The organism is Caballeronia sp. SBC1, from assembly GCF_011493005.1.
Classification (GTDB): domain Bacteria; phylum Pseudomonadota; class Gammaproteobacteria; order Burkholderiales; family Burkholderiaceae; genus Caballeronia.
The window spans coordinates 1,156,304-1,182,825 of the sequence record NZ_CP049158.1 but is presented as its reverse complement, the minus strand read 5'-3'; the positions used below and the strand labels follow the sequence as shown (position 1 = coordinate 1,182,825).

Genomic DNA, 26,522 nt, shown 5'->3' with positions numbered 1-26,522 from the left:
AGCAGCATCCAGCGGTGGCGCCGACGAAGCGTTGCTCTCGACTCCGGCGAACAGGACTGCGCGGGACTCGCTTTAACAGCGCGTCACGACAGCTTTCTGCTTAGCGGCGACGCATTTGCGGACGCTGACCGCCGCCCGTTGCGCGTTCGTCCTTGTGCCGGAAGTTGATCCGGCCTTTCGTCAGGTCATACACCGACAATTCCAGCGTCACACGGTCGCCCGCGAGAATCCGGATGTGGTTCTTGCGCATGCGGCCCGATGCGTACGCGCCCACGACCACGCCGTTGTCCAGCGTCACGCGGTAGCGGCTGTCGGGAAGCACTTCATCAACAATGCCGTCCAGCTCGAGTAACTCTTCTTTCGCCATATAAAGCTCCTTAAATCATTCATTCGTTGCGATTGTATGCGAGACCGGCCCGACCTCGCGATGCCTTTTAACGCCTAACAGTCGCGTCTAGTCACAGATCCGCAACAGTCTGGCCGTCGATCTGGCCGTCGATCAGCTTTTCCGCATGCAACAAGCACGCCCGGCGAGCCTGGCCGCCGTTTTCGAACGATCCAGCCTGTTCAATGCGGAAGACGCGGCTTTCGCCCGTTGCTTCCTCGCCTGCCGGCGGCGCGCGGCGGATGCGTACGGACGCTTCGTAGCCGGTATCCGCTGCACGAACCGCCGCACCGCCGTCACGGGCGCCACGGGGGTAAATCAGCGGATGAATTTCATAACCTTTGTACGTCTTAAGCGGCTTGACCAGTTCTTTCATAATTCCTGAATTCCTGTATGGCGCCCGCCCGGGCATCGAAATGGTGCGGCCGATGCCTTGAAAACCGCTCCGCCGACCGTTCAGCGCCCCTTGGCACGTGCGGTCGACAAGCGCTTACGAGCAATAATCGAGCGAAAAATCGAGCAAAAAATGACGCGCGGCGCACACATGGCGCAGCCGCTCGCTGGGCTGTAGGTGTTGAAGAACGTCGCGGTAACACGTGTGCCGCCCAATTTGCGCTGCCCATGCATTACCCATGCAACCATGCGCGGTACAGCGCGTGGAAACAAGCAACCGTCGACGTCGCTGCTGTTTAAACTTTGAAGACGAATGCAGGGCCGCGACCGGTTGCGGAGCCCACACTGCCGGGGCGATGACATTCAGCCAAGGGGTTGCGCTGAAATGTTGGGTGGATCGCTGTTGCCGTGGCAAACACGCTGCGCCATAGGCGCACTATGTAATATTAGACAGCAAATCAGAAAAAAGTTCCGCTGTCGCCGGAGGCCCCGCCTCTCGATGCTGCAATGCTAACGTGCCCGTCGACGGCAACCGCGCGGTTACTTGTCGAATCGTTTTCCGTCATCCCAACCGCTTTCCAGCGGCATCGAATGCTCCATTATAACCATCATAGCCATCCTGCCTTGCGGAACCGCCAGTAAAGGCCAATGTCCACCGCCAGCATCACGCCGATGACCGCCGGATAACCATAGGTCCAGTCGAGTTCCGGGATGCGGTGGAAGTTCATGCCGTAGATCCCGGCGATCATGGTGGGCACGGCAAAGAGCGCCGCAAACGAGCCCAGCCGCTTGGTCACTTCGCTTTCCGCCAAAGAAATCAGGCCCAGGTTGACCTGGATCGCCGTCACGATCATTTCGCGGCGTCCCTCGATCGTTTTCACGATACGCAGCAGGTGGTCGTAGACATCGCGGAAATAGTCCTGCATACCGGTACAAATGCCCGGTGCGCGGCCGCCGTAGAGCTTGCTGACCGCTTCCAGCAGCGGCGCGGTGTGATGCAGCAGCACGAGCCGGCGCTTCAGGGAATACAGGTCTTCAATGATCACCCGCGACGCCGCCGACCCATTGCGCTCGAAAATGCGTTCCTCGAGTTCGTCGAGTTCTGCACCGAGCGTCTCCAGAATGGGGAAATAGCGGTCCACTACGTTGTCGATCAGCGCGTACATCACGAACGCCGGGCCGTGTTCCAGCAAATGCGGCTCGCGCTCGCAGCGCTGGCGCACGTCCTGGAACCCCTGGCTCGTCCGGTTGCGAACGGAGAGCACATAGTTGCTGCCTACAAACACGTTGATCTCGCCGACCACCAGTTCGTTGTCGGTATCGAGTTCCACCGTGTGGAGCACGCAAAACAGCGAGTCGGCGTATTCGTCGATCTTTGGACGCTGATGACCTTTCTGGGCGTCTTCCACAGCGAGTTCGTGCAGCCCGAACTGATGCGCCATATGCGCGAGTTCGCCCGGCCCGGGGTCTTTCAGCGCGACCCACACGAAGCAGTCGGGGACGTCCCGATAGGTCGCGATGTCGTCGATAGCGACGTCGGCGAGCTTGCGGCCTTTTTGGTAAGCCGCACAATTGACCAGCATAGATTCCTGCCTCTCTCGCCCGATGATGGAACCGGCGCATGCCGCCTTTTGCGAAGACAGGCAGCGCGTGACGGGGGCATGGCCGGACTTGCCGTGAATCTTAGCGGATTTGTCAGGCGCTTACTGCGCGAGAGCCGTCTTCCGTCGTCCTGCAACGCAGCCGCCGCGCAAGTCACGTCTCGCTATGCGAGTAGTCCGAAGTCATCTCTGAACTGAGCCGCGGCGTTTCCATCTGCGGCGCTAGCGTGTTGTCGCGTTTCGTGAGCTTGCCTTCCACGGAAGCGCCCACGTCCATGCGCAGTTGCTGGTAGTAGATGTTGCCGTTCACATGCGCATTCGATTGCAGCTCGACAAAATGTTCCACCGTTACGTCGCCGGTGATGGTTCCGTTGATCACGATGTCGTAGGCATTGACGTTGCCCGTGATCGAACCCTGGTCGCTGACCACCAGCAGCGTCTGCTCGCCCGCACGGCCGGTCACGTTACCCTTGACGTGGCCATCCATGCGCAGGCCGTCGCTGAATTCGAGGTTGCCGGCTATCTGGACATCGTGTGCGATCAGCGTAGCTAGCTTGGCTTGACTGACGCCGGGAGATTTTTTCTTGAACATGGGAAACCCCTTCTGGTCTGGATTGCAAAATGGTTGCCGGTATTGGGCGGAGCGGTGTGCCGGCGTGGAGGGCGTGGAGGGTGGCTCAGGGATCGGTCAGTTGGACTTATCCCGCTGACGCTTGAGGAAGGTCAGGTCAGTTCGCATTCGGTGAATTTCTGCCAGGCTTTCAGACGCTTGTTGCTCCATGACGAGCCGTGTCGCCACTTCATGGTCGAGCGCGATGCGCGCCTTCGAAAGTTGCTCGCGGATCTCGCGTTCGGACATGGGCGGCGCGCACAAGGCGTCGGCCTTCTTGCTGATGTCGCGCGATGTGACGAGCGCAAAGCCGGCCGCTGCCAGCGCCGCCGCCGCGCAGGCGGCGGCGATCGTGCCGAGCAGCAACATGGGCCAGGTCGGGCCGCGTCGCGACGTCAGGGAATAGGTGCGGCGCGTGAGCTTGTGCGTCGGCCTGTTTCGATCAGCTTGCGGCATCGGATTTCAGCTTGAAGAGCGCGAGATAAGGTTTGGGATTGACCTGCGTGCCATCGATAATCACCTCGAAGTGCAAGTGCGGTCCGGTCGAGCGTCCGGTCGAGCCGATTTCGGCAATCTTCTGGCCGGGCATGACAAGATCGCCCACCTTCACGAATATCTTCGATGTATGCCCGTATCGGGTGATCACGCCGCTGCTGTGCTGGATATCGACCGCATTGCCGTAACCGCCGTGTGGTCCGGCTTGCACCACGCGGCCGCCGGCGCTCGCGAAGATGGCCGTGCCGGTGGGGGCGACCAGATCGACGCCCGGATGAAAGTTCAGGTGTCCCGTGAAGGGATCTATGCGGTTGCCGAACGGCGAGCCGGAACGCGCGCCGGGCGCGGGCTGGCGGCCTGGGAACGCCATGTATGAAGCGTAATGCGCGAGCACGGCGTCATCGAGCGCTCCGATAGTTGCATCGAGACAATCCAGCGCGCTTTGCGTGCGCTTCAGGCGCTGGGGCGCGGACCCGGTTTGAGCGGCGCGCTGGGCGTCGCAGAGCCGCGGTGGCAGGGACGGACCGCCCGAGGCGCTGCTGTCCAGCGGCGATTCATCGTCGTTATCGGGCAGCGGCGGAACCACGTGGATGTCCGGCCGGTCAGCCGCGCGGCGCGCCGCTTTCAATTGTGCTTCGAAGTCCTGAAGTTCGTTCACTTGTGACACGAGTTCGATCACGCGCGGTTCGATATGCGTGAGTGTTGCGCTGATCTTGCCGAGTTCATCGATTTCATAGGAGCGCCGCTCTGTTTGCGACTTCTCTTCGGCTGCGTGGGTATTGCCCATGGCCGCACCAATGGCGATGCCGAGCGCGAGCGCGGCCAGGATCATCGCAATGACGGCGACGATCACCATGGCGCGGACAGTGCGCGCTTCGACGAAACGCACACGCTGGTGTGACACGTTCCGGCGTGACCAGATGACGAACGCCATCAGTGCACCGGGCGCGGCAAACGCGCAGGCAAAAGAAGACGTGCGAGCGGAGAATTACCGGTCTGTCTGCGAGTGTTAATAATGAGATGGATAAAGGTCACGTCCATGTGAAAACGCCGCAGCAGGGCTACGGCGGAAAGCCTTATGGGCGGACGATTATGCACCTGTTACGCGAATGCGTATCTCATATATAAGTGGAGCTGACTAAATGCGAAATTCACGGGCTCTACGTTTCGCTCCATAGCATCTCCCGCGCCTCGCCCATCAGCAGCGGACGATTGATTTCAGCCACTGTGCGCAGGAAGTTCCACACCGCTGTGATGCGTTTCAATTTGCGCAAATCTTCGCGGCAGGACAGATAAAACGCGCGCGTGACCACAATGTCATCGGCGAGAACGGGCACGAGGCGCGGGTCCTGCGCTGCCATGAAACACGGCAGGATCGCGAGCGAGCGGCCCTGCAGCGCGGCGTGATATTGCGCGATCACGCTGGTGCTGCGCCAACGCGAAACCGCACCCGGAACCGCGCGTTCGAGATAGAGCAGTTCGTAGCTGAACGCGAGGTCGTCGATATAACTCGCGAAGCGATGCGTTGTGAGGTCCTCCACCTTGGTGACCGGTTCGTGTTGATCGAGATACTCGCGCGTGGCGTAGAGGCGCAAGCGGTAATCGCAGAGTTTGGTGTAGACGGTTTGGCCGTGTTCCGGGCGCTCCAGTGTGACGGCTATGTCGGCCTCGCGTTTGGACAGGCTGACGAAGTGCGGCACCGGCAACAAGTCGATGGAAATCTGCCTGTGCGCGTCCTGAAAACGCGCGAGCTGCGGCGCCAGAAAGAAGCAGCCGAAACCTTCGGTCGAGCCCACCCGTACGTGCCCGGACAACGCGTGCCCGGAGTTGGCAATGTGCTCGGTCGCCGACTGAACCGTGGTTTCCATGGCGTCGACGTACGCCAGCAGGCGTTGCCCTTCGGCGGTCAGGATGAAACCGCCGCTGCGGGATTTGTCGAAGAGCAGGGTGCCGAGCGCGTCTTCCAGCGCCCGCACGCGGCGCGCGACGGTCGTGTAATCGACCCCCAGACGCTTCGCCGCGCCGCTTGCACGCTGGGTTCGCGCCACTTCCAGGAAGTACCGGAGGTCGTCCCAGTTCAGGTTGCTGATGCCCGGAGGCGTGCTTTTTTGCATATCGGATGGGTATTTGTATCCATACTTCGAAGAGATTTGCATAACTATACTGAACCTTGTGGACTCGCCCTGCACGTGCTGTGTACCTTTGCGTCATGGGCAAGCCGACAACATTCAAATAATCCGGAGACGACATTTCCCCTTGGCGACCCGCACGGCATCCGTGCGTGCGTCCGCGTCTCTCTCATCCCGTTCCGGCCCGGAACGTTCTCGTTTTCAAGGAGCCTCTCTCATGAATACCGCTGCTGACCGTCCGGCGCAGGCCGAACAATCCAACGCAGGCGTGCGCACGGCCAAATTGCTGATCGACGGCGAGTTCATTGAATCGACGACGCAGGAGTGGCGCGATATCGTTAATCCGGCGACCCAGGACGTGGTCGGCCGGGTGCCGTTCGCGACCAAGGCAGAAGTCGATGCCGCCATCGCGTCGGCAGCAAAAGCGTTCCAGACGTGGCGCCTGACGCCGCTCGGCACACGCATGCGCCTGATGCTGCGGTTCCAGGATCTGGTGCGCCAGAACATGAAGCGGATCGCGCAGACGCTGACAGCCGAGCAGGGCAAGACGCTGCCCGACGCCGAAGGCGATATCTTCCGCGGCCTTGAAGTGATCGAACATGCGTGTTCGATCGGCACGCTGCAGCAGGGCGAATTCTCCGAAAACGTCGCGGGCGGCGTGGATACCTACACGCTGCGCCAGCCAATAGGCGTGTGCGCCGGCATCACGCCGTTCAACTTTCCCGCGATGATCCCGCTGTGGATGTTCCCAATGGCGATCGTCTGCGGCAATACGTTCGTGCTGAAGCCATCGGAACAGGATCCGTTGTCCACCATGGAGCTGGTCGAGCTGGCGATCGAGGCCGGCATTCCGGCGGGCGTGCTGAACGTGGTGCACGGTGGCCGCGACGTGGTCGACGCCATCTGCACGCACCCCGACATCAAGGCAATTTCGTTCGTCGGATCAACGCATGTGGGGACGCACGTGTACAACCTCGGCAGCCAGCACGGCAAGCGCGTGCAGGCCATGATGGGCGCGAAGAATCACGCAGTTGTGCTGCCCGATGCAAACCGCGAGCAGACGCTGAACGCGCTTGCCGGCGCGGGTTTTGGGGCGGCGGGGCAGCGTTGCATGGCGACCTCCGTGGTGGTGTTCGTGGGGGCATCGAAGGACTGGTTGCCGGAGCTGGTCGAGCGGGCGCGCGGGTTGTCCGTGAACGGCGGCACGGAGGCGAATACCGACGTTGGCCCGGTCGTCTCGCGGGCAGCCAAGGAACGGATCCTCGGGCTGATCGACGCGGGCGTGAAAGAAGGCGCAACGCTTTCGCTGGATGGTCGCGATGTGAAGGTCGAGGGTTATGAGAAGGGCAATTTCATTGGCCCGACGGTGTTCTCAGGCGTCACCACCGACATGACCATCTATAAGCAGGAGATCTTTGGTCCGGTGATCTGCGTGCTGGAAGCCGCAACGCTTGACGATGCCATCGCACTGGTCAACCGCAATCCGATGGGCAACGGCGTCGGCCTCTTTACGCAGAGCGGCGCGGCCGCGCGCAAGTTCCAGAGCGAGATCGATGTTGGCCAGGTGGGGATCAACATTCCTATTCCCGTGCCGGTGCCGTATTTCAGCTTTACCGGCTCGCGCGGGTCGAAGTTGGGCGACCTCGGGCCGTATGGCAAACAGGTCGTGCAGTTTTATACGCAAACGAAAACCGTCACGTCGCGCTGGTTCGATGACGCCACCGTCAACGACGGCGTCAACACAACTATTTCGCTACGCTAAGCAGTTGTCCGTTTGAGATGTCCGGGCGAAATAAATAAGGGGAAACGCAATGGAAATCGGCTTTATCGGACTGGGCAACATGGGCGGACCCATGGCCGCTAATTTGCTGAAAGCAGGTCATTCGCTGACGGTTTTTGATTTATCGAAGACGGCGTTGCAGGCGGCTGTCGATGCAGGCGCGCGGACCGCCGTTTCGCCCCGTGAGGCGGCGCAGACAAGCGAGGTGGTGATCACCATGCTGCCGGCCGCCGCGCACGTGAAGGCGGTCTATCTGAATGCCGATGGCGTACTCGCCGGGGTGCGTCCGGGCGTGCCGTTGATCGACAGCAGTACGATCGATCCGGCGACCGCACGCCTGGTCGGCGAAGCCGCGTTGAAGCAGGGCAATCCGTTCGCCGATGCTCCCGTGTCCGGTGGCACTGGCGGCGCGCAGGCGGGCACGCTGACGTTCATGGTCGGCGCCGATGCAGCGCTGTTCGAAACACTCAAACCGGTGCTCGCGGGCATGGGCAAGAACATGGTTCAGTGCGGCGAAACGGGGACCGGTCAAATCGCTAAAATCTGCAACAACCTGCTCCTCGGTATTTCGATGATCGGCGTGGCGGAAGCGATGAAACTTGGCGCGTCGCTCGGAATCGAACCCAACAAGCTTGCAGGAATCATCAACACATCGACGGGACGTTGCTGGAGCGCCGATACGTGTAATCCCTACCCTGACGTTCTGCCGAATGCGCCTTCGTCACGCGGGTATACCGGGGGGTTCGGTGCCGACCTCATGTTGAAGGATCTCGGGCTGGCCGTTGATGCAGCGCGTCAAGTCAAGCAACCCATTTTGCTGGGCGCGCTCGCGCAGCAGCTTTACCAGACCATGAGCATGCAGGGCTTGGGCGGGTTGGACTTCTCCGCCATCATCAAGTTGTACGGTAGCGAGGATGCCTGATTAAAACCCGCTGGTTCCGAATTGCTGCAATGCATTTTATGTGACCTATTAAGCTGCGTTGCAGCATGGCGGTCGCTCTGCCATGCTAATCAAGGACATGGGGAATACGATGATTCGCTTCTTCTGATTTTGGCCTATTCTCAAAGCACGACGTTCTTGTCTTCATTCTTATTAGTAAGTAAATGATGAAGTCAGCGAAGCCGCTTTGAGTTGCTTATTAATTTATTTAGTTAGTTGATAAGTTAGTTGAGGCCAGCGAAATGCTGGCGGCAAATAGCCAGGATCAAGGAGAGCCAGATGCAAACAACTCGTCACTTTCACATGGAATTGCGGCACGCAACGCTGCCGACCTACGTGTTCAGCTACCTGTTCCCATTGGTGCTGTTGGCGTATGAGTTATGGCGCGTAGGTTCGTGGGTGGCTGTGCGTGGTTTCAACTTCGCGGACTTCAGTTCGATGGGGTATGAGTTCGCGCTGATGCTAGCCGTATTTGCGATGCAGATCATTGTCGAAATCGCATTCATGGCGGCAGCCATGTTGACGAAACACCATGACGTTGCACATCGTGCGGCTAACTTGCTGCTTGGCGTGTTCTGCTCGGTGGTGGTGCTGGGATTCGACCTCGCGCTTCAATATGGAATGTAAGCGCGCGCCGTAAGCGGTAGCGCTATTCAGGTTCTCGCAGCAATAAAAAGCCTGTTCGAATGTTGTGTTCGAGCGGGCTTTTTACTTGGTTGTTTCAGGCGCCAGTGTTTCAGGCACCAGTCAACAACCTGCCGCGATGGGTAATTCAGGCGCTGTCTGCGCGCGTGCTTCAAAACATTTCTTGTTCGCTTCTTTGAGCGCCGTGCGCAAACCTTCCTCGATCACCGGGTGATAGAACGGCAGCTTCAACATGTCTTCCACGGACAGTTCCAGTTGCAACGCCCATGCAATCAAATGACCTAGATGTTCCAAAGCCGGTCCGCATCCCTGCGCTCCAAGTAACTTGCCGGTCGTAGCGTGGGCATAAACATGCAGCAAACCCCGGTTTTGCCGTAGCACGCGACTACGTCCTTGCGTTTCGAACGACACGCTTCCGGTCACTGTCATCTGCTTGTCCAGGTCGTCGTAGGACGCACCTATGCTGGCGACTTGCGGCTCGCAGAACACGATTGAGAACGGCACCTTGCGTTTGACAGATTGCACATCGGGGAAACGTGCGGCATTGTCGCCGGCGAGCTTGCCTTCGTCGGCGGCATCGGAGAGAAAAGGCCGCGTGCCGTCGCAATCGCCCGCCATGAAGATGCTACTGTCGCCACATTGCATCGACTGCTCGTTGAAGAGGGGAACGCCCTTGTCGTTGAGTTCGATGCCGGTATTTTCAAGTTGCAGTGACGCCAGTGCCGGTTTTCTACCGGTAGCAACGAGCACCAGGTCGAAGCGCTCTGTGCGCTCGGTTCCATCCAGCGCTTTAAAGCGGATAGTGGGCTCGCCATCCTGCATCGATTTTTCGAGGACGGTCGCGTCAGGGTCCAGGTAAAACTCCTGCTGCAAGGCTTTAATCAGTGCGTCGCGCACAGGGGCATCCGTCAACGCGCCAACGTGGTTCTTCTGGCTGAACATGAACACGTCCACACCGAGTCGCGCGAATGCCTGGCCGAGTTCGAGGGCGATAGGGCCGGCGCCGAATATCGCGCATCGGTTGGGCAAGGTCTTCAGTTCAAAGACATCGTCGCTCGTGATAAGACGGTCGCCGAATAGCTTGAAGTCATCTGGAATGATGGATGCCGAACCCGTCGCGATCACTACGCTCGTGGCTTCCACGCGTGCGAAGTCATCGATAAGAAGAACGTTACGCGACTCGAAACGGACAATGCCGCGGATCACAGTCTCCTGAGGAAACGAATCCGTTTCCTTTAGCACGCCCTTGACGAAATGATCGCGCTCGCTGCGGACATAGGCGAACACATGCTCACCGTTTGCTTCAAGCGCATGCGTGCCTTCAATTCCCCGCGGCGCCTGCGCCTTCGCGTCGTGCAGGCCATTGGCCGCCGCGAGTAACAGCTTCGACGGCATGCAGCCCACTCGCGCGCAAGTCGTGCCGAACTCGGCACCCTCTATCAGCACGACTTGCTTGCCCGCCTGCCGTGCCGCACGATACGCGGCCATACCGGCCGTCCCTGCGCCAATGACGGCGACGTCCACCTTGATCTGCTTCATCGATAACCTTTGGGTTGGATGTACTCAAGCTTGTTTTCACGACCGCTGCGGATGTGCTCCCTCCAGGCTCCCGTCAAACTGGAACGCGGTGCTGATCAGCGCCAGAGGGACAACACCGTGCTGCGAGCTGGGGCTAGCTTCGCGGGGGGGGGCTAGCCATTGTCCGCAAAGCCCGGATACAAGGTCATGCCACCGTCCACGAACAGGGTTGTGCCAACCACGTAGTCGCTATCGTCCGAAGCCAGCCAGACCGCCGCCCGGCCGATGTCCTCGCTCTCGCCAATCCGGCCGTAGGGCACGAGTTCGAGCAGCGTCTTCAACGCCTCGGGGCTGTCCCATGCACCCTTGTTGATCGGCGTGCGGATGGCGCCCGGTGCGATGGAATTCACGCGGATCCTATGCGGCGCGACTTCCTGGGCGAGCGATTTCATCATCATCTGGATGCCGCCCTTCGACGACGCGTAGTTGACATGTCCCGCCCAAGGAATGACTTCATGCACCGAGCTCATGCAGATGATCTTGCCGAGCGACCTGGACACCGGACGCGGGCCGCGCCGGAGGAATTCACGCACGGCGCGTTGAGCGGTGAGGAACTGGCCCGTGAGGTTCACGTTCATCACGGCGTTCCAGTCGGCGAGCGTCATGTCGACGAACTTTGCGTCCTTCTGCAAGCCGGAATTCGCGACCACGATGTCCACCGTGCCGAAGCGCTTGATCAGCGTGTCGAACATGGCGTCGATATCGGCTTCGTCCGAAACGTCCGCCTGGACCGCGATGGCATGGCCACCGGTTTTTTCTATCGATGCCGCGAGCGCTTCAGCGGCTTCGCCATGGGAGTGGTAGTTGATGGCGACGCTCGCGCCGGCATTTGCGAGCGCTTGCGCCACGCCGTAGCCTATGCCCGAACTGCCGCCGGTGACGAGTGCGACCTGACCTTCGAGGACTGGGTTCATAACGTTCCCGGATGAGATGCGAAGGGGATGCAACGCGCGCCGTGTGCCCCGCTTGATCACTGCGGTGCGCCTGCTCGCGATGCACCTGCTTGCGGCCGGCCTGGGCCGCAGACGTGATGGGAAGAGCAAGTGCCGGTCCAGCCCGCGAGAGGGGCTGCAGCTCGGGTCGCAATTCGGGTCAGCAATTCGAGGCAGCAACCCGGCCAGCAGTCCTACTCGGAATCCACCCCAAGGGCGGGGAAACGTTCCGTGGGATAGGCAATTTCGTCCTGCGAGGCAACGAGTTCAAGCTCGTAGCGCCCGGCCTGGAACGTGTTCCTGACCACGGCGTTCACTGCGGCGAGGGTGTGTTCCAGCGCGTCACGCACCGAGTCGCCCAGTAGCGTGCGCGCGAGAAATACCGCGCTGGTCAGGTCGCCTACGCCGACCGGTTGGCGCGCGAACGGGTAGAGCGGCCGTTGCGCGAACCACGCTTCGGTCTCGGTCACGGCGAGCATGTTGAAGGTATCGGCGCGGCTGTTCCTGTCGATCAGGTGTTTGACGAGCACCACCTTCGGGCCGCGGGCGATCACCTCGCGGCACGCGGTGACCGCTTCATCCACCGTCTCGATGGTGCGCCCCGTCAGCTTCTGCAATTCAATGTGATTGGGTGTCATGGCATCGGAGACTTCCGGCATGGTATTCACCAGGAACTCCTGGATGCCGGGTTCCACGATGCAGCCGCTGGTGGCGCCCATGACGGGGTCGCAGAAATAGCGCGCTCTCGGGTTGACGGCTTTCACCATCCTGACAATTTCCACGACCGCGGCGCCTTGCTCGGGCGAGCCGAGATAGCCTGACAGGATCGCATTGCAGCGCGACAGGACCCCGATAGCGCCAATTCCCTCGATCACGCGCGTCAGTTCGTCAGCGTCGACAACACCGCCGGTCCAGCGGCCGTATTGCGTGTGATTCGAGAACTGCACGGTGTTGAGCGGCCAGACGTTGACGCCCATGCGGCGCATTGGGAAGACTGCCGCGCTATTGCCTGCGTGGCCGAAGACCACATGTGACTGGATACTGAGGACGTTTTGCATGATGGTTTTTAGCGAGGTGCAGGACAGCGGCCAGAGGCCGCGCACGAAAACCGCATGCAGCTTCGGCATGCCGGACATCATTGTGCCGTGGTTTTTGCCCTGGCCGGAAGAACTCACCGCGTAAAACGTTGTCGCAGGTGACTTGCCGCAGGAGAAATTCGCTTCACATTCGCTTGGCATTCCCCTTGGCATGAGGATTGCTAAACCATTCTGTTTTTTGTGCACCGCCCATGAACAGAATCACGCTACGGAAGATTTCCATCGGATTGCAAAGCGATTTTGATGATCTCGCGCATCAATTTCCGAAAAGCAGGTGCGAACTATTCACCTTTGCAGCAAAATCATTCCAACCGCTCAATGAATGGCCGTTCAAATCCTCTGGAGAAAACCACCCCAATCCAATTCGAGACATTCGCCAGCAAGCACCGGAAAACAGCTGAAACAAGCTACAAACTGGCCAGAGACAGGCCGCAAAACAGGAGGTCGGTATGGAGACGCTGACAGGAAATCGTACGGATCTGCAGAAGAACACGCTGGCTATCGTCCTAGCAGGCGGCCGAGGTACCCGACTCGGACCGCTCACGAATAAACGCGTCAAACCAGCCGTGCATTTTGGCGGTAAATACCGGATTGTGGACTTCGCACTGTCGAATTGCCTGAATTCCGGCATCCGGCGCATCGCGGTCGTCACGCAATACAAGGCACATTCGCTCTTGCGCCATCTGCAGCGCGGCTGGGGTTTCCTGCGTGGGGAGTTCAACGAGTTCATCGATATCTGGCCGGCCCAGCAACGCGTTGATTCAAGCTGGTACAGGGGGACGGCGGATGCGGTCTTCCAGAATCTCGACATCATCCGGTCGATCGGACCTGAGTACATCATCGTGCTGGCGGGCGATCACATCTACAAGCAGGACTACACGCGCATGATTCTCGATCACGTCGAGAGCGGCGCGGATTGCACGGTCGGCTGTATTGAAGTGCCGCGTATGGAAGCGACCGCGTTCGGTGTGATGCACGTCGACGCGCAGCGCCGCATAACGGATTTCCTGGAAAAACCGGAGGATCCCCCCGCGATGCCGGGCAAGCCCGACGTTGCCCTCGCGAGCATGGGCATTTACGTGTTCAGCGCGAAGTATTTGTATCAATTGCTCGAAGAGAACATCCTGACGTCCGATACGGATCACGACTTCGGCAAGGACATCCTGCCGCGCGTGGTAACGAGCGGCAAGGCGATCGCGCACCCCTTCGGCATGTCGTGCGTGACCTCCGAAACCGATCCGAACGCGCCGCCGTACTGGCGCGACGTCGGCACCGTGGATGCGTACTGGTCGGCCAATCTGGACCTGGCGTCGACCATTCCCGCGCTCGACCTATACGATCGCAAATGGCCCATCTGGACTAACCAGGAGCAGTTGCCGCCAGGCAAGTTCGTGCGCGACCTGCACGGGCAGCAGGGCGCGATCAACAATCTGCTCGTGTGCGGCGGCTGCGTGATCTCAGGTTCGCAGGTCGCGCGGTCGGTGTTTTCATCGGCGGTGCGGGTGCATTCGTTCTGTCATATCAACGAGGCCGTGCTGTTGCCGCAGGTCACGGTCGGACCGAGTTGCCGCCTGAAGCGCGTCGTGATCGACCGGGGTTGCACGCTGCCGGAGGGGCTGGTCATAGGCGAAGATCCCGATTACGACGCCGAGCGGTTTTTCCGGACCGAAAATGGCGTGGTGCTCGTGACACAGGAGGCACTGACACGTCTCGGACAAGCGAAGCAGTCATAATTCGGGCGACCGGAACAAGCCAATGGGGAACCGATGACCGTATGCGTGCTGCATGTTGCAGCGGAGATGTATCCGCTTTTGAAAACCGGCGGCCTCGCCGATGTCGTGGGCGCGTTGCCGCCGGCCCAGACGCAACTGGGCACGAATGCCCGCGTGATCCTGCCGGCGTTTCCTTCCGTGGTGGCGGGCCTGACGCAGATCGAGACGGTGGCCGAGCTTGGTTGGGCGTTTGGCATCGATAACGTGCGGCTCGAGCGCGGATTGCTCGAACCGCACGGAATCGTGGTCTACGTGGTGCGCGCGGACGCGTTCTTCGACCGGCCGGGCAATCCGTATCTGGACAGCTCGCATACGCAGTATGCCGACAGCGACCGGCGTTTTGCGCTGCTCGGCTGGGCGGCGGCGCGGCTCGCGACTGGTGCCGATCCCGCCTGGAAGCCCGACGTCCTGCACGCGCATGACTGGCACGCCGGCCTCGCGCCGGCGTATTTGAGGGCACGCGAGCGCGAGACGGGCGTGGCACGCGTGCCGTCGGTCATGACGGTCCATAACCTCGCCTATCAAGGCGTATTTCCCGCCGCGGGATTCGGTGTGCTGCAGCTGCCGGCGGATTTTTTCTCCGTCGACGGCATCGAGTTTTACGGTCATCTGTCTTTTCTCAAAGCCGGGCTGTTCTACGCGGACCGCATCACGACCGTGAGCCCCACCTACGCACGCGAGATTCAAACCCATGCGCAGGGCGCCGGGCTCGACGGTTTGCTGCGCACCCGCACGCACGACATTAGCGGCATTCTCAACGGCGTCGATAAGACCGTGTGGAATCCGGCGACGGATGCCTCCATTGACACGCAATACTCAATCGCAAAGTTCACCGGCAAAGCGAAGTGCAAAGCCGCATTGCAGGAACGGGTAGGCCTCGCGCGCGAGCCGGATGCCTTGTTGTTCGGTGTGGTGAGCCGGCTGACCGAGCAGAAGGGGATTGATCTCTTGCTCTCGGTCATTCCCGAGATTGTCCAGCGCGGCGGGCAACTCGTCGTGCTGGGTACTGGGGACCCGGCGCTTGAAAACGGCCTCAAGAAAGCCGCGCTGGCGCATCCGCATGCGGTTGCCGTGGAGCTTGGATTCGACGAGACGCTCTCCCATTCGATTATCGCGGGCAGCGATATCGTCATGGTCCCGTCACGCTTCGAGCCGTGCGGCCTGACGCAGTTGTACGCGTTGGCATACGGTTCACTACCGCTTGTTCACTGCGTGGGCGGTCTTGCCGACACCGTGGTGGATGCGTCGCTGGAGAATCTCGCTGACGACCTGGCTACGGGTTTTGTGTTTGAGAAATTCGACCGGCATTCGATTGTTGCCGCTATCCGACGCGCGTTTGCATTGAAGCAGCGGCGGCCGGAATGGAAAGCCGTCGTGCGTCGCGCGATGGAGCAGGACTTCGGCTGGGAAGCGTCCGCGCTGCGATACGTCGAGGTGTATCGCGAGCTGATCGGGACGCGTGCGCGTTAGTCATTGTTTGTAGTGGTGGTCGCGGTCACTCGGCCAGGTCGCGTGCGAGCGGGTGGATCGCGATCTGCACGCGGCTCGACAGATTGAGCTTGCGAAGCACATTGCGCACGTGGATCTTCACGGTGCTTTCGGCCAGGTCGAGTTCACGCGCGATATCCTTGTTGCTCGCACCGCGCGCCAGGACCCGCACAATATCGCGTTCTCTTGGCGTTAACACAGGCGATGCAGGCGAGCTGCGTGGTTCGAGCGACGGGGGCGGCTCCGTGTCTTCTGCTCGCGCCGGCGTTCTCATTTGTGCGATCAGCCGCTGAGTCATGCTCTCCGCGATCACGGATTCGCCCTCGGCCGCGCGGCGGATCATGGCGGCGAGTGCATCGGCTTCCATGTTTTTCAACAGATAGCCGCACGCACCTTCACGCAGCGCGCGGGTCAGTTCATCCACATCTTCCGACACGGTCAGCATGATGACCGCGGTGTCCGGCAAATCCTGCTGGAGCAACTGCAACGTTTCGATACCCGATAACCCCGGCATGTTCAAATCGAGCAGGACCACGTCCGGGCGATGCTGCTTCGCGCGCTTGAACCCTTCGATACCATCGGCGGCGTCGTCCACGACTTCGAAGTCGGGCTGACGCTGCAATAACGCGCGCACGCCGGAGCGAAACAGCGTGTGGTCGTCGATTAAAAGAATACGGATGGTCATGCTGCCTGCCGTTCGCTGACGGGCAGCAGAAGGTGGACGCGTGCGCCCTTTCCAGGTTCGCTGTTCAGCTCTAATTGCGCACCGAGCCGGGCTGCGCGTTCACGCATGATGTGAAAGCCGACGTGGGCCTCGCCGCGACTGGCGATATTGGCGGGATCATAACCGTCGCCGTTATCTTGGATCGTCAGTTCGAAATCACGGGCATTCTTGAGCGTAATATAGACCTGCGTAGCCAACGCATGTTTGCGAATGTTTGACAACGCTTCCTGAAGAATGAACAGCACCTGTAGCTGCTGATCGGGCGGCAAGGGCAGTCCGCCGGCTTCGTCGTAGTCGAGCCTGACCTGCGTGTCCGTTTGCCGTTCGAAGCGCATTACCGTTTCGTCCACCGCGTCGCGAAGGTTGCCTGTCGCGAATTTGGTGCGGAAATTGACGAGCAGTTCACGTACGTCCTCGTAGCTTTCCTCAAGACCTCCGCGCAACAACGGCGCGATCTCGCGCACTTCGTTCATGTCGTCGCGGCTTGCGGCGTCATCGAGTAAATGCAGTTGCAGCTTCAGGAAATTCAGGCTCTGCGCAATGCTGTCATGCAGTCCCTGCGCGACCAGATGACGTTCCTGCGCCACTGCAAGCTGACGCGCGGCCGTGGCAAGACGATGGTTCTGCAAAGCCGTGCCCAGATGTTTGCCGAGCGTTTCGAGCAGGCGCGTTTCCGATGGCAGCACCGGGCGGTCGCCGCGAAAGTGCAGCGAGAACGAACCCAGCGTAAGGTCATGCGAGACGATACCAAAGGCCGCGACCGCATCGAAACCTGCCTTGCCGCATTGGGTCGCGGGACCGCTGTCAACCGCTTGCCGCATGCGTAGATCGCGCACGACCGCGAGCCCGCCGGTGGCCGCTGCGCCGCACGCGCAGGTGCCGGCCGGCATGCACCGCTCGGCGCTCAGAAGTGGTCCGGGCAAACCTTCCGACACGACTACGTGCAGGTTGTCCCCCTCTTGAGCCAAGACTCGGACGGTGCCTGCGTCGGCATTGAACTGGCGCATGACACGAGCAAGGAACCCGCGGCAGAGAACTTCAACGTCATGCGCGCCATGCAGGAATGAGGTCATTTCGTAAAGCGCGACCAGCTCGCCGTTGCGTGTGGCAAGTTGTGCGGTTTTGTTGGTCACGCGCAACGCGAGGTCCCGGTACAAACTCTGAAGTTCGCTCGCCATCCGGTTGAACCCATGCGCAAGATGACCGAATTCGTCGCGTGATTCGACCGGCAAACGTGCGCTGAATTCGCGCTGCTCGATACGGGACAGCCCACGCTCCAGACGCCGTACGGGCGTCACGAACCACGCGTAGAGCAGGTACACGATTGCGATCGTGCCCACGCACGCGAGTGCCGCAAGGGCCATTTGCCAGCGTCGCAGCCACGCGGTCTTGCGCGCGTTTTCGCGTTCGATCATGCGGACCAGCACATCGGCTTCGGCAACGAACGCGGGCAGCCGGGCGAGATACAGCGAGGGGGTATCGATGGAGCTTGACGAGTCGTGCGTGATTGCCTGCTTCAACGAGCCATGCCAGGCCTCCGAGACCGCGTCCAGCTGAGCGTGGATCGCGGGCGTGTCAGGAAGGAACAAGGGCCGCGCGGGGTCACCGCTTTTCAGATTAGCCAGCGTGGAATCGAGCAGGGTGCGTTGCGAATTCACGTTGGCCTGGCGGCCGGCCCGTGCTTCGTTGAGTTGAATGGCGACGTTGCCCGCCCGCATGCGCAGGCTGCCGGCGTCGTTGATCGCCGCGCCAGCGCCTTCGAGTTGCCACGAGAGCCAGAGCGTGCCCGCGATCATGGAAAGGACTAACGCCAGCGCAACGCCGGACAACGTGACAATGCGCGTGGATAAGCGGTAACGGAACGGCGTGGCGAGCAAGGCCGCTGGAGAGACCGGGGGGGAGGCCGGATGCTGCGGATGATCGGACATGGAACTGCGTGCTTGCGCGACCGGAATGCAAAGGGCGCTAATTATCCGGCGTGTTGGCGTCCAATAGGGAGAGTCCGACTGTTTTACATATGAACTCACCAATGCCGTCAACGTCCGCCAGAGGCAGAAGCGGGATCGCGGGTGCGTCATGAAGACGCGGGGCGTCATTGGTGGCGATCGCGAGAATTGCCGTATCGGTCAGATACAGCGGGTCCCGGCCCGCCTCGGGACGAACGACCTCGAGGCGCGGCAGGACTTCGCGCGTGAAGCCTTCAACCAGTGTCAGGTCGGAGGGGGCGAGCCGTGCGACCAGATCCGCCAGCGGCGGTTCTGGTGCATCGTGCAGTTCGCGCACGATGGCGTATCTGTACGGCGAGGCAATCAGCACCTCGCCCGCGCCGGCCGCGCGGTAACGTGCGCTGTCCTTGCCCGGCGGCTCGAGCTCGATTGAATGATGACTGTGCTTCACCACGTTCACCACCAGGCCGCGCGCGCTGAACCAGGGCAGGAGCGCCTCGATCAATGTCGTCTTGCCCTGTCCCGAACGCCCGCAAATACCAAAGATGCGCAGCTTCTCCGCTGCTTCTGTCATGTCGCTACCCCGTCTTTCCATCCTTGGATATTAGCGCGTCCCACCGCTTCCATCACATAACGGCGCTCGGCAAGATCGCGCAGCGCCTGCGACATGACAACGCGAATACGCAGCTCGACCTGCTCGAAGGGCAGAACCGAGCCCGGCGATTTCTCGTGAACCCGGATGATATGGAAGCCGAACTCCGTTTCCACCAGCACAGGGCAGAGGGTACCAGCGGGCGCGGCAAACACCGCGCGTTCGAATGCCTCCACCGTGTCGCCGCGGCCTATCTCGCCTAGCGCGCCGCCATCGACCCCCGATGGGCAATTCGACAAGGTACGCGCCAAGTGAACGAAGCGAAGTTCGAGGTCGTCGGCGTGCAGCAGTTCATCGAGTGTCTGTTGAGCGCGTTGACGCAGCGCCACCAGATCCACTTTTTCCGTCACCTGGAACAGGATATGGCTCACCCGTGCCCTCTCGTTCACTCGCCAGCGCTCCTGGTCAGCGAGGTAGTGGCGCTCGCACTCCTCATGGGTGGGCGCCGCCGCCTCAGCGAGCTGATGATCGAGCAACGCTTCGATCATCGCCTCGTCGCCCTGAGCGGGGGCGACGATGTGCAACTGAGCCGCTTCATCGAGCAAGACGCGGCGCAGCACTGCAGCGGTCAGCGCCGCTTGCTGCGCATCAGGCGCGTCTGCATGAGCAGGCATTTCGCGCTCCAGGTCTGCGTCGGCAAGCTCCACGCCGTTGACGATGATCGCCATGATGTTCTCCTATGAACAGGTTAGCGCGGCCGCACGAGCTGCCATGCGCGGCTCAGGTACGTGACGGAAGCGAAGCCGCTCCAGACGTGCACCAGCCGGGTGAAAGGGAAGATGACGAACAGCGACATGCCCATGAACAGATGCATCCGGAACACAAACGGTGCGGCCGCCACATACTGTGCTGCGTCGCCGCGGAAGGTGACCACGTGCTGCGCCCAGGTCATGAGCTGGACCATCATGTGGCCGTCCATGTGATCCGCTGATTCGCGGATTGTCGACAAGCCGAGCAGTAGAGTAACGAGAATCCACAACAGCAGCACCTTGTCGCCGGTGCGGGTCACGGCGGAGATCCGCGCGTTGCTGATGCGCCGGTGAATCAGGATGACGAGACCGACGAGACACAGGGAACCCATCACGCCACCCGCGATCATAGCGACGGCTTGTTTCGTGCCGTGTTCGATTCCGAGCCAGTCCCAAACAGCCACCGGCGTGAGCAGGCCGGCAAGATGCCCGAAGAAAAGCCCGAGAATACCGACGTGGAACAGGATGCTGCCGAGCCGCAGATTGCCGCGATGAAGCAGCTGCGAACTGTCGGCTTTCCATGTGTATTGTTCGCGCTCGAAGCGCGCGAAGCTGCCGAACAGGAAAACGGCCGCCGCGATATACGGATAAATGCCGAACAAAAATTGATTGAGCATGAACGTAGTCCCTGGAACTCAGTTGGCCGTAGCAGGCGGTCGCGGATGGAAGTGCATCGGCTGGGCGAGCGGCGTGGGCATGGATGGCGCGAGCAGCGGTTCGACGCCGTCGGCGCCGGGGCCGAAACGTTCGAGCGCTTCGTCCATGTCGCGGATCGGAGGCACCTCGGCGGCGACCGGCACGACATCCGTCATTGATCGCAACACGGTGAATACGCCCGCATACGGACTTTCGTCGCGTGCAAGACGATCGCCCAGCGCCGCCAGGACATGGATGGCTTCGTCAAGCAGCGCGCGCGCTTCCGCGGGATCGACATTACCCAGAACCTCAAGAAACAGCGGTACATGGTCGGGTAATTCATTGGTCGCCATCTCAAGACCCAGCCGGCGATATTCATCCATCAGATCGACCATCGCCTGCCCACGATCGCGGCTTTCGCCGTGAACGTGTTCGAACAGATGCAGCGAGTGCGCAGGATTGCGGTCGAATGTTGCGACGTAGTTCTCCTGCAACTCGATCAACGGATGCTCGCTGAGCAGGGCGAGCAACGGTTGCAGCGCGCCTCGTACGGCCTCGGGGAAGGCCTCAAGTTCCTGGCCAATCTCCGTCATTGCGTCAAGAAGTTCGGACTCCGGATAGTCTAGTAAAGTCGCCAGCAGCGTGTAGATGGACAAAGGTTTTAATGTTTCGCTCACGATGCCGCCTCCGTTTTCTTGCGTGACTTCGGCATGTCGGCGAACACCACGCTGCCTTGCGGTTTCTTGCCGAACAACGATCCCTCCGATACCCCGCCCGAGCAGCCATTGCCGAAGGTGAATCCGCAACTGCCTTTGTCGTTAAAGCTGTCTTCGACCTGCTCCTTATGCGACGACGGCACCACGAACCGGTCCTCATAGTTGGCGATGGCCATCGTCTGGTACATGTCTTCCACTTGCGCGGGCGTGATGTTCAGGCCGTCGAGCAACTCGGGTTCCGCGCGGCCGTGCACGACCTCGGCGCGTTTGAACGCACGCATGGCGAGCATGCGTTCCAGCGCGGACGTGACCGGCGCTTCATCGCCGGCGGTCAGCAGGTTCGCCAGATACTTCACCGGAATGCGCAGGCTCTTCACGTCCGGAATAATGCCGTCCATGCCAATATGGCCCGCGTCAGCGGCGGATTGAATCGGAGAAAGTGGCGGGATGTACCACACCATCGGCAAAGTCCGGTACTCCGGATGCAACGGGAACGCCACTTTCCACTCCACCGCCATCTTGTAGACGGGCGACTTGATTGCAGCGTCGAGCCAGTTTTGTGAAATACCCTGCGCCAGTGCTTCGGCCTGCACAGCGGGATCGTGCGGATCGAGGAACACGTCCAATTGCGACTGGTACAGGTCCTTTTCATGTTCGACCGACGCAGCGTCGCCAATCTTGTCCGTGTCGTACAACAGCACGCCAAGATAGCGAATACGCCCGACGCACGTTTCCGAACAAACGGTCGGCTGACCGGCTTCAAGACGCGGATAACAGAAGATGCACTTCTCTGCCTTGCCGCTCTTCCAGTTGAAGTAGATCTTCTTGTACGGGCAACCCGAGATGCACATGCGCCAGCCGCGGCACTTGTCCTGGTCGACGAGCACGATGCCGTCGTCCTCACGCTTGTACACCGAGCCCGACGGGCACGACGCCACGCATGCCGGGTTCAGGCAGTGCTCGCACAGGCGCGGCAGATACATCATGAAGGTGTTCTCGAAGGTCGAGTACATCTCTTTCTGCACGTTCTCGAACAGGGCATCGCGGCCGCGCGACGAGAACTCGCCGCCGAGGTCATCCTCCCAGTTAGGACCCCATTCGATCTTCTCCATCTTCTTGCCCGTGATGACGGACACCGGCCTGGCGGTCGGCGGCGTCTCGGACAGGCGCGCCTTCTGCAAATGCTCGTAATCGAACGTGAAAGGCTCGTAGTAGTCGTCGATGGCCGGCAGGTTCGGGTTCGCAAACAGGTTCGCGAGAACCTTCAGCTTGCCGCCCTGACGAGGATGAAGCTTGCCACTGGCGTCGCGGGTCCAGCCGCCTCGCCATTTCTTCTGGTTCTGCCATTCCTTCGGATATCCAATACCCGGTTTAGTCTCAACGTTGTTGAACCACGCGTACTCCACGCCGTCGCGCGAGGTCCACACGTTCTTGCACGTCACGGAGCACGTATGGCAACCGATGCATTTGTCCAGGTTCAACACCATTGCGACTTGCGCACGGATTTTCATGCTGCTGCTCCTTCGCTTTCATTGAGCGGGCCTTCGAGCCACACTACTTTTTTCATCTTGCGCACGATCACATACTCGTCGCGATTCGATCCCACGGTGCCGTAGTAGTTGAAGCCATAGGCTTGCTGCGCATAACCGCCAATCATGTGCGTCGGCTTGAGCACCGTGCGCGTGACCGAGTTATGGATACCGCCGCGCATGCCGCTCGTTTCCGCGCCCGGCACGTTGACGATTTTTTCCTGCGCGTGATACATCAGGCACATGCCGCGCGGCACGCGCTGGCTCACCACCACGCGGGCAGTCAGCGTGCCGTTCACGTTGAACACTTCCACCCAGTCGTTATCGACGAGTCCGGCTTCCTTCGCCTCCGCTTCCGAGACCCAGACATGAGGTCCGCCACGCGAGAGCGTCAGCATGCGCAGGTTGTCGGTGTACGTGGAGTGAATGCCCCATTTCTGGTGCGGCGTGATCCAGTTGAGCACGAGTTCGTGCTCGCCATTCGGCTTCGCGCCGAGCATCGCGGTCACCGTTTTCGTATCGATAGCCGGGCGATATACGCACGAGCCCTCGCCGAAATCCAGCATCCAGCGATGGTCCTGATAGAACTGCTGGCGACCTGTCAGCGTGCGCCATGGGATCAGTTCATGCACGTTCGTGTAGCCCGCGTTGTAGCTGACTTCTTCGGACTCGAGCCCGGACCATGTAGGCGCGGAGATGATCTTGCGCGGCTGCGCCTGGACATCGCGGAAACGGATCTTGTCGTGCTCGCGGCCCGCGGCGAGGTGCGCGTGTTCGCGTCCCGTGATCTTCGACAACGCTTCCCATGCCTTGACTGCGACGTGGCCGTTGGTCTCGGGTGCAAACGTGAGAATCATTTCAGCGGCGTCGATAGCGCTGTCGAGGCGCGGCCGTCCATGACTGATGCCCGGTTCGGTGACTGTGTGCGTGATGTTCGCGAGTTCGCCCACTTCGTGCGCGCTGTTCCAGTTGATGCCTTTGCCGCCATTGCCTTGCGTATCGAGCAGGGGACCCACCGACGTGAACTTGCGATACACATCCTTGTAGTTGCGCTCGACCACCGTCATGGACGGTGCTGTTTTGCCGGGGATCAATTCGCATTCGCCCGCGCGCCAGTCCTTTGGTTCAAACGGCTGGCCAAGTTCGCCGGGGGTGTCGTGCATGAGCGGCGTGCAGACGAGGTCGGTGCGCGTGCCAAGGTGCGCGCCGCCGATCTCCGCGAACTTCTCCGCAATGCCCTTGTAGATTTCCCAGTCGCTCTTGCTTTCCCACAACGGTTGCACCGCTTCCGACAACGGGTGAATGAACGGATGCATGTCCGACGTATTCAAGTCGTCCTTCTCATACCACGTCGCCGTCGGCAGCACGATATCGCCATAAAGGCAGGTCGTGCTCATGCGGAAGTCGAGCACGGTCAGCAAGTCGAGCTTGCCTTCCGCCGCTTCGCGCACATGAACCTGACCAGGCATGATGGCGTCGTTTTCGTCGGAGAAGAGGGCGTTCTGCGTGCCGAGCAAGTACTTCAGGAAGTACTCGTGGCCCTTGCCTGAACTACCCAGAATATTCGAACGCCACACGAACATATTGCGCGGGAAGTTGACGGGGTTATCCGGGTCATCGCAGGAGAATTGCAACGCGCCCGACTTCAACCGGTCCACCACATAGTCCACAGGTTTCATGCCGGCGCGCGCCGCGTCGTCGGTGAGATCGAGCGGATTCGCGCCGAGTTGCGGGGCGCTCGGAAGCCAGCCCATGCGTTCGGACTTCGCGTTCAGGTCGAGCATGGCGAGGTTCGAATAGTTCCTCTTGTTGGCGGTGGGCGCGAGGACTTCGCCGAGCGCGACCTTTTCGTGACGCCACTGGCTCGTGTGGTTGTAGAAGAATGACGTGCCGTTCATCTGGCGCGGCGGCTTTGACCAGTCGAGCGCGAATGCAAGCGGCGCCCAGCCGAATTGCGGCCGGAGCTTTTCCTGACCCACGTAATGCGCCCAGCCGCCGCCGCTTTTCCCCACGCAACCGCACATCATCAGCAAATTGATGATGCCGCGGTAAATCATGTCGTTGTGGTACCAGTGATTGAGCGCAGCGCCCACGATCACCATGCTCTTGCCCTGCGTCTGATGGGCGTTGGTCGCGAATTCGCGCGCCACCTGAATCACCAGATTGCGCGGGACCGTGGTGTGCTTTTCTTGCCATGCGGGCGTGTAGGGAACGTCATCGTCGTAACTGGTGGCTACATTGGGGCCGCCGAGTCCCTGGTCCACGCCGTAGTTCGCCATCTGCAAATCGAACACGGTTGCGACGAACGCGTGTGTGCCGTCCGCGAGCGTGACGCGTCGTGCGGGGACATGACGTTCAAGCAACGCGTTGTGTTCGCTGCCGAAGTAGGGGAAGCCGACAGCGACGACTTCATCGTGCGCGCCTGCATCGATCAACGAGACGCGCGGGTCGATCGCTCGTCCGCTGCCGCCGTCCTTCATTTCGAGATTCCAGCGGCCGACCTTCTGGCCGTCGTTGTGCGCGGCTTCATTCCAGCGGAACCCGACGGTGCCGTTGGGCGCAACAATCTCGCCGCTTTCGGCATCGATCACGAGCGTCTTCCACTGCGCGTTGTTGGCTTCGTCGAGGTTATCGGCGAGATGCGAGGCGCGCAGGAAGTGGTCGGGAACGAGCATGCCGTCGTTGTCGCGCAGGAGCACGAGCATGGGCATGTCGGTGTATTGCTTGATGTAGTCGCGGAAATATGCGGACTTGTTCGACGCGTTCGCCGCGTGGAATTCCTTCAGCACGACGTGGCCCATCGCCATCGCGAGCGCGGCGTCGGTACCTTGCTTCGGTGCCAGCCAGATGTCACCGAACTTGACCATCTCGCCGAAATCCGACGATACCGCGACGGTCTTCGTGCCCTTGTAGCGCACTTCCGTATAGAAGTGGGCATCGGGCGTGCGGGTTTGAGGAATGTTTGATCCCCAGACCATCAAATAAGTGGAGTTGTACCAGTCGGCGGATTCCGGCACGTCGGTTTGCTCGCCCCAGACTTGCGGCGAGGCGGGCGGCAGATCGCAGTACCAGTCATAAAACGAGAGGCACACGCCTCCGATCAAGCTTAGATAACGCGAGCCGGCCGCATACGAAACCATCGACATCGCGGGAATCGGCGAGAAGCCGATCACGCGATCCGGTCCGAACTTGCCGATGGTGAACGCGTTGGCGGCCGCGATCATTTCGTTAGCCGTGTTCCAGTCGGCGCGCACGAAACCGCCGAGACCACGTACGCTTTTGTAGCGTTTGGCCTTGACGGGGTCTTGACTGATCGATGCCCATGCCGCGACCGGATCGAGGCTCTTACGCGCTTCACGCCACATCTCCATCAGGCGGCCACGAATCATCGGGTACTTCACGCGCTGTGCGGAATACACGTACCAGCTATACGACGCGCCACGCGGACAGCCGCGCGGTTCATGGTTAGGCAAATCAGCGCGCGTACGCGGGTAGTCGGTCTGCTGCGTCTCCCAGACGATCAGCCCGTTCTTCACGTACACCTTCCACGAACACGAACCCGTGCAGTTCACGCCATGCGTGGAACGCACGATCTTGTCGTGTTGCCAACGGTTTCTATAACCGTCTTCCCATTTGCGGTCTTCATTGACAACCGCACCGTGGCCGTTCGAAAACGTTGACTGAGTGCGCTTGACGAACTTCAGACGATCCAGAAAATGACTCAT

At 60.7% G+C, this 26,522-nt stretch carries 25 protein-coding genes; 7 read left to right on the top strand and 18 right to left on the bottom strand.

Annotation, left to right across the window (positions count from 1 at the left end; all coding sequences use genetic code 11):
• Nucleotides 1-100: 100 nt before the first annotated feature.
• The 7 genes from infA to SBC1_RS32105 form a co-directional block, all read right to left on the bottom strand.
• Nucleotides 101-367, bottom strand: a complete 267-nt coding sequence (gene infA / locus SBC1_RS32135) for a translation initiation factor IF-1 (RefSeq protein ID WP_031361766.1) — start codon at nucleotides 365-367, stop codon at nucleotides 101-103.
• A 91-nt stretch (nucleotides 368-458) separates the two neighbouring features.
• Nucleotides 459-752, bottom strand: a complete 294-nt coding sequence (locus SBC1_RS32130; RefSeq protein WP_197500291.1) for a hypothetical protein — start codon at nucleotides 750-752, stop codon at nucleotides 459-461.
• A gap of 634 nt (nucleotides 753-1,386) precedes the next feature.
• Nucleotides 1,387-2,361, bottom strand: a complete 975-nt coding sequence (gene corA, locus SBC1_RS32125; protein WP_165104359.1) for a magnesium/cobalt transporter CorA — start codon at nucleotides 2,359-2,361, stop codon at nucleotides 1,387-1,389.
• A gap of 172 nt (nucleotides 2,362-2,533) precedes the next feature.
• Nucleotides 2,534-2,971, bottom strand: coding sequence for a polymer-forming cytoskeletal protein (locus SBC1_RS32120; protein ID WP_165104358.1), 438 nt, complete (start codon nucleotides 2,969-2,971; stop codon nucleotides 2,534-2,536).
• A 96-nt stretch (nucleotides 2,972-3,067) separates the two neighbouring features.
• Complete coding sequence (locus SBC1_RS32115) at nucleotides 3,068-3,358, bottom strand: hypothetical protein (protein WP_235210534.1); 291 nt, start codon at nucleotides 3,356-3,358, stop codon at nucleotides 3,068-3,070.
• A 73-nt stretch (nucleotides 3,359-3,431) separates the two neighbouring features.
• The gene (locus tag SBC1_RS32110; RefSeq protein WP_165104357.1) at nucleotides 3,432-4,418 is read right to left on the bottom strand and encodes a M23 family metallopeptidase; all 987 of its coding nucleotides are present in this window, start codon (nucleotides 4,416-4,418) and stop codon (nucleotides 3,432-3,434) included.
• A gap of 226 nt (nucleotides 4,419-4,644) precedes the next feature.
• Nucleotides 4,645-5,598 carry a LysR family transcriptional regulator gene (locus SBC1_RS32105; RefSeq protein ID WP_165104356.1) on the bottom strand — a complete coding sequence of 318 codons (954 nt, stop codon included), beginning with the start codon at nucleotides 5,596-5,598 and terminating at the stop codon, nucleotides 4,645-4,647.
• Between the two features lie 232 nt (nucleotides 5,599-5,830).
• Between SBC1_RS32105 and SBC1_RS32100 the strand changes: the two genes are divergently transcribed.
• The 3 genes from SBC1_RS32100 to SBC1_RS32090 all read left to right on the top strand — a co-directional run bounded on the left by SBC1_RS32100 (nucleotide 5,831) and on the right by SBC1_RS32090 (nucleotide 8,960).
• Nucleotides 5,831-7,375, top strand: coding sequence for a CoA-acylating methylmalonate-semialdehyde dehydrogenase (locus SBC1_RS32100; RefSeq protein WP_165989121.1), 1,545 nt, complete (start codon nucleotides 5,831-5,833; stop codon nucleotides 7,373-7,375).
• A gap of 49 nt (nucleotides 7,376-7,424) precedes the next feature.
• The gene (gene mmsB / locus SBC1_RS32095; RefSeq protein ID WP_165104354.1) at nucleotides 7,425-8,315 is read left to right on the top strand and encodes a 3-hydroxyisobutyrate dehydrogenase; all 891 of its coding nucleotides are present in this window, start codon (nucleotides 7,425-7,427) and stop codon (nucleotides 8,313-8,315) included.
• Between the two features lie 297 nt (nucleotides 8,316-8,612).
• Nucleotides 8,613-8,960 (top strand): hypothetical protein, encoded by a 348-nt coding sequence (locus SBC1_RS32090; RefSeq protein ID WP_165104353.1) that lies wholly within the window; start codon nucleotides 8,613-8,615, stop codon nucleotides 8,958-8,960.
• A 120-nt stretch (nucleotides 8,961-9,080) separates the two neighbouring features.
• Here SBC1_RS32090 and SBC1_RS32085 read toward each other — a convergent pair whose 3' ends face one another.
• From SBC1_RS32085 to pdxY, 3 genes are all read right to left on the bottom strand, one after another.
• Nucleotides 9,081-10,517, bottom strand: a complete 1,437-nt coding sequence (locus SBC1_RS32085; protein ID WP_165104352.1) for a dihydrolipoyl dehydrogenase — start codon at nucleotides 10,515-10,517, stop codon at nucleotides 9,081-9,083.
• Nucleotides 10,518-10,669: 152 nt separating this feature from the next.
• Nucleotides 10,670-11,470, bottom strand: a complete 801-nt coding sequence (locus SBC1_RS32080) for an SDR family oxidoreductase (RefSeq protein WP_165104351.1) — start codon at nucleotides 11,468-11,470, stop codon at nucleotides 10,670-10,672.
• Nucleotides 11,471-11,682: 212 nt separating this feature from the next.
• The gene (gene pdxY, locus SBC1_RS32075) at nucleotides 11,683-12,546 is read right to left on the bottom strand and encodes a pyridoxal kinase PdxY (RefSeq protein ID WP_165104350.1); all 864 of its coding nucleotides are present in this window, start codon (nucleotides 12,544-12,546) and stop codon (nucleotides 11,683-11,685) included.
• Between pdxY and SBC1_RS40445 the strand changes: the two genes are divergently transcribed.
• The 4 genes from SBC1_RS40445 (at nucleotide 12,545) to glgA (ending at nucleotide 15,827) form a co-directional block, all read left to right on the top strand.
• Nucleotides 12,545-12,670 (top strand): hypothetical protein, encoded by a 126-nt coding sequence (locus SBC1_RS40445; RefSeq protein ID WP_256443281.1) that lies wholly within the window; start codon nucleotides 12,545-12,547, stop codon nucleotides 12,668-12,670. The two genes, pdxY and SBC1_RS40445, sit on opposite strands and share 2 nt — an antisense overlap.
• 106 nt (nucleotides 12,671-12,776) lie before the next feature.
• Nucleotides 12,777-12,986: a hypothetical protein gene (locus SBC1_RS32070; protein ID WP_165104349.1), complete on the top strand. Its 210-nt coding sequence runs from the start codon at nucleotides 12,777-12,779 to the stop codon at nucleotides 12,984-12,986.
• A gap of 48 nt (nucleotides 12,987-13,034) precedes the next feature.
• The gene (gene glgC / locus SBC1_RS32065; protein WP_165104348.1) at nucleotides 13,035-14,318 is read left to right on the top strand and encodes a glucose-1-phosphate adenylyltransferase; all 1,284 of its coding nucleotides are present in this window, start codon (nucleotides 13,035-13,037) and stop codon (nucleotides 14,316-14,318) included.
• A 33-nt stretch (nucleotides 14,319-14,351) separates the two neighbouring features.
• Nucleotides 14,352-15,827, top strand: a complete 1,476-nt coding sequence (gene glgA / locus SBC1_RS32060) for a glycogen synthase GlgA (protein ID WP_165104347.1) — start codon at nucleotides 14,352-14,354, stop codon at nucleotides 15,825-15,827.
• A gap of 25 nt (nucleotides 15,828-15,852) precedes the next feature.
• On the opposite strand, the gene SBC1_RS32055 is transcribed toward glgA, so the two are convergent.
• Genes SBC1_RS32055 through SBC1_RS32020 form a run of 8 tightly spaced genes read right to left on the bottom strand, consistent with a single transcriptional unit; the run spans nucleotide 15,853 to nucleotide 26,522 of the window.
• Nucleotides 15,853-16,530, bottom strand: a complete 678-nt coding sequence (locus SBC1_RS32055; RefSeq protein WP_165104346.1) for a response regulator — start codon at nucleotides 16,528-16,530, stop codon at nucleotides 15,853-15,855.
• Complete coding sequence (locus SBC1_RS32050) at nucleotides 16,527-18,497, bottom strand: type IV pili methyl-accepting chemotaxis transducer N-terminal domain-containing protein (RefSeq protein WP_165104345.1); 1,971 nt, start codon at nucleotides 18,495-18,497, stop codon at nucleotides 16,527-16,529. The genes SBC1_RS32055 and SBC1_RS32050 overlap by 4 nt, the downstream gene beginning before the upstream one ends.
• Before the next feature lie 37 nt (nucleotides 18,498-18,534).
• Nucleotides 18,535-19,089, bottom strand: a complete 555-nt coding sequence (gene mobB / locus SBC1_RS32045; RefSeq protein WP_165104344.1) for a molybdopterin-guanine dinucleotide biosynthesis protein B — start codon at nucleotides 19,087-19,089, stop codon at nucleotides 18,535-18,537.
• Nucleotides 19,086-19,835 carry a peptidylprolyl isomerase gene (locus SBC1_RS32040; RefSeq protein ID WP_165104343.1) on the bottom strand — a complete coding sequence of 250 codons (750 nt, stop codon included), beginning with the start codon at nucleotides 19,833-19,835 and terminating at the stop codon, nucleotides 19,086-19,088. Before SBC1_RS32040 ends, mobB begins: the two co-directional genes overlap by 4 nt.
• Before the next feature lie 20 nt (nucleotides 19,836-19,855).
• Nucleotides 19,856-20,533: a respiratory nitrate reductase subunit gamma gene (gene narI / locus SBC1_RS32035; protein ID WP_165104342.1), complete on the bottom strand. Its 678-nt coding sequence runs from the start codon at nucleotides 20,531-20,533 to the stop codon at nucleotides 19,856-19,858.
• Between the two features lie 18 nt (nucleotides 20,534-20,551).
• Nucleotides 20,552-21,208: a nitrate reductase molybdenum cofactor assembly chaperone gene (gene narJ, locus SBC1_RS32030; protein WP_165104921.1), complete on the bottom strand. Its 657-nt coding sequence runs from the start codon at nucleotides 21,206-21,208 to the stop codon at nucleotides 20,552-20,554.
• Nucleotides 21,209-21,225: 17 nt separating this feature from the next.
• Nucleotides 21,226-22,779 (bottom strand): nitrate reductase subunit beta, encoded by a 1,554-nt coding sequence (narH, locus tag SBC1_RS32025; RefSeq protein WP_165104341.1) that lies wholly within the window; start codon nucleotides 22,777-22,779, stop codon nucleotides 21,226-21,228.
• Entirely contained in the window at nucleotides 22,776-26,522 is a 3,747-nt protein-coding gene (locus SBC1_RS32020) for a nitrate reductase subunit alpha (RefSeq protein WP_165104340.1), read from the bottom strand. The genes narH and SBC1_RS32020 overlap by 4 nt, the downstream gene beginning before the upstream one ends.